General features: G+C 47.4%; 4 protein-coding genes. 2 read left to right on the top strand and 2 right to left on the bottom strand.

Translation table 11 applies throughout. From position 1 onward, the window contains the following. Together IQ219_RS19125 and IQ219_RS19120 are read left to right on the top strand one after the other, a co-directional pair. Positions 1-230, top strand: a 230-nt coding sequence (locus IQ219_RS19125; RefSeq protein ID WP_304650699.1) for an FAD-linked oxidase C-terminal domain-containing protein, incomplete at its 5' end; no start/stop codon positions are given. A 154-nt stretch (positions 231-384) separates the two neighbouring features. Beyond that, positions 385-678 (top strand): PQ-loop repeat-containing protein, encoded by a 294-nt coding sequence (locus IQ219_RS19120; RefSeq protein WP_194020357.1) that lies wholly within the window; start codon positions 385-387, stop codon positions 676-678. 278 nt (positions 679-956) lie between these two features. Here the strand turns inward: IQ219_RS19120 and IQ219_RS19115 are convergent, their stop codons facing one another. Next, positions 957-1,850 carry a carbon dioxide-concentrating mechanism protein gene (locus IQ219_RS19115; protein ID WP_194020358.1) on the bottom strand — a complete coding sequence of 298 codons (894 nt, stop codon included), beginning with the start codon at positions 1,848-1,850 and terminating at the stop codon, positions 957-959. Between the two features lie 105 nt (positions 1,851-1,955). Continuing rightward, the coding region (accB, locus tag IQ219_RS19110; protein ID WP_194073663.1) for an acetyl-CoA carboxylase biotin carboxyl carrier protein at positions 1,956-2,255 on the bottom strand (300 nt) is incomplete at its 5' end.

The following is a 2,255-nucleotide window of genomic DNA, read 5'->3' as shown; positions in this document are numbered from 1 at the left end:
GGGGAAGTTTATCCGGGGAACATGGCATTGGCATGGATAAAAATTGCTTTATGCCCAATATGTTCAACGAAGTAGACTTAGAAACTATGCAATGGGTACGGCAATGCTTTAATCCCAACAATTTGGCTAATCCCGGCAAGCTTTTTCCCACTCCCCGCCGTTGTGGAGAAGTGGCTAATGCCCAACGACTTAATTTAGGCCAGGACGAAAAACTAGGGGAAATTTATTAACTCTAAAGCAGAAAAATGAGGATAATTTGCCATGACTTAAAACAATCTGAGAAAGTAGTTAAGGAATGGCTCAATAACAAGCTTAATTTACCCTTAGGATAAATAAAATCTGGACAAATTCAGATAATCTCTCCACATTGTTAAATTAGTATCGATGCAACAAGAACCAACGGATCGAAATCTCAGGGCGATAGGATGGATTGGGGCTTTCCTGCTGGCAGTTTGCGGTATCCCCCAGGCTTACGAATGCTGGCTTAATGGTAATGCTAACGGTCTTTCTCCCTTATTTTTGGGCTCGTGGTTTGTGGGGGAAGTACTCACGCTGGTGTTTATTCTTTACGAACAGAGGAGGACTGATGCTAATATGTGGCCTCTTTTGTTTAACTATGCAACCAATATCTTGACTATCTTTGTTATGATTTATTATAAGATATTTCCCGTTATTTGACGTTAGGAAATTTCCGCCAAAAAATCAACTTATAACTTTGATAAACATCTAGGATCAAAAAATAATTTAAAATGTGTAAACGGTAAATAAAGCGGTTGGGACATCTGAGGGACGCAGTAAATTCCCTACAGAATAAGCGTTACAGCTGTCATGTGTGTATCAAATTGATTCGGAGTTTGCTGTAACAAGAAAATGTACTCATTCTCCCAAAATCAGCTTGCATTTGGTATTTTGTACCCATAGTTGATCCTCCATTTCAGGTTGGGGAGAATGCCCGACTAATCAATTTCTGGATCTAGCACTTCCACTATGGGTTTTTCCGCCTCTTTTTCTAGAATTAAAGGGGCTTCTATTTTTTCTTGTATAGGTAATGGTTCCGCTTGGCGTTGGGGCACTACGGCCTTTTCTAATTCCGGTAGGGCCACCAATTGCCGTTGTTTTTCCCGGACTTGATTGGGCAACAACATCGGTAGCGGTTCGTTTTCGTCCAACCAATAGGTGGCTACTGGCAAGGTGTGTTCTAAATCTTCTAATAATCGAGGGATAATCATCACTGCATGGAGTTCGCCAATACGTTCCGCTTCTTGCATGCCCACCTCGATCGCCATGGCCACATTGGCCACCGTTCCCCGCACAATGGCGGTACAAAGGCCATCCCCAATAATTTCGTAGGAAGCTAGTTGCACATCGGCGGACTTGAGCATGGCATCGGCGGCCCCTACCATGGCCGGGAAACCTCTAGTTTCCAATAAACCAATGGAGCGATTGCTCAAACGGCTGTAACCCCGTTGCTGTTGGGCAAGTTCCACCAGATGACTGCCAATGGGGAACACCGCCTGTAGGTTAGGCATCGGTCGGGGAATGACCAATTTTGATACCAACTGGCCAAACTGTTCTGCTGTTCTAGCCCCTTCTTCCACTGCTAGGCGCACATCGGCCACCTTGCCCCGCACCACTGCAGTACAGTAGCCACTGCCAATTTTTTCGTAGCCCACCAGGGTCACTTGGGAGGATTTCAGCATCATGTCCGCCGTCCCCACGATCGCCGGAAAACTTCTAGTTGAAACTAACCCTAGGGCACTATCACTGGGCTGGTGCTGATTTATTTGCTGATAACTGTTGCGGGGAGAACGGGCAATGGGGACGCTGGTCATTGTTAGGAAAGTCGGCACAACCGGAGAGGATCAGGGCCGCTGTGGCGATCGCCTTCTATGATAACTCACTGAGTTGGAAGCACCCAAATGACCCCAAAGCGCCGGACAAACTGGCCAACCACGTTAGGGCTTAATCCACATCAGAGTTTGACCGTATTCCACCGGCTCCCCATTTTCCACCACAATTTCCATTACCTGCCCCGCCACTTCCGCTTCAATTTCATTCATTAATTTCATTGCTTCAATGATGCAGACCCCCTGGCCTTTGCTGACTGCATCTCCCACTTCCACGAAGGGCGGCTCATCGGGGGCTGGGGCCCGGTAAAAAGTGCCCACCATGGGGGAAACGATCGCCGTCCACTTCTGATCCGCCGGGGATGGGGCCGCAACTTCAGGGGAGGGAGCCGGAGCAGAAACCACAGG

It is taken from the genome of Synechocystis sp. LEGE 06083 (genome assembly GCF_015207725.1).
Classification (GTDB): Bacteria; Cyanobacteriota; Cyanobacteriia; order Cyanobacteriales; family Microcystaceae; genus Synechocystis; species Synechocystis salina.
Note: the sequence above shows the minus strand (reverse complement) of the source record. Positions and strands in the feature narration are given on the sequence as shown.